Origin of the sequence: Proteus sp. fly-1067, assembly GCF_040139345.1 — a bacterium.
GTDB classification, from domain to species: Bacteria; Pseudomonadota; Gammaproteobacteria; order Enterobacterales; family Enterobacteriaceae; genus Proteus; species Proteus vulgaris_B.
In genome coordinates this window covers 1-625 of the sequence record NZ_JBEEUL010000143.1, presented here as the reverse complement: position 1 = coordinate 625, position 625 = coordinate 1, and the positions used below count along the sequence as shown (strand labels likewise).

The window sequence follows — 625 nt, the reverse complement described above, 5'->3', positions numbered from 1 at the left end:
AAATGAAACACAAACTCGCCAAATAGCCCAGATCATTAATGATGCTGTACAACAGATAGAGCAAGTCAATACTCTGCTCACCGACCATGATGTTGAATAGCTATATTATTACCCTGACTATCAGCCTTGTATCTACCATATAGCAATACAAGGCTGGTCATTTCTATTTATAGCTTAGAGGCTTCGCAGCCCAATAACCCATTCTCTTTTACAGTTTCATTCATTAACTCAGGTGAGCTAATTTTTTGTATAAAATCAAATGTGTTCTTCTTCGAAGCATCAATCACCGAGCGATGAGTCTGCCCTGCATATTCTTTATATAATACGTTATTGCCGCTGTTGCACAGTGCCTGCATCATCTGTTTCGTTGTTTCTGGTGTGACTGTTGTTTTATCTTCTGAGCCTTGGATGAGTAAAACCGGCACATTTAATTTTAAGGAGGATGGATCTTGTGCTAATAAAAACCGTTTAACCTTATCCAAATCCGCACCCTCTTTTAAGTATTTACCCTGAGGCAATGGTTTTAATGCAGCCAACTCCCCTACACACATGTGTTGCGCCGCATCAAACTGAGGCAATATCGAGTTATCTGCAAGCTTATTAATGTCTATTGATGGGTCTGTCG

The 625-nt window shown here is 39.8% G+C and carries 1 protein-coding gene; it reads right to left on the bottom strand.

The window, feature by feature from the left end; all coding sequences use genetic code 11:
• Positions 1-167: 167 nt before the first annotated feature.
• On the bottom strand, positions 168-625 hold a 458-nt coding region (locus ABN217_RS19635), incomplete at its 5' end, for an alpha/beta hydrolase family protein (protein ID WP_349459911.1).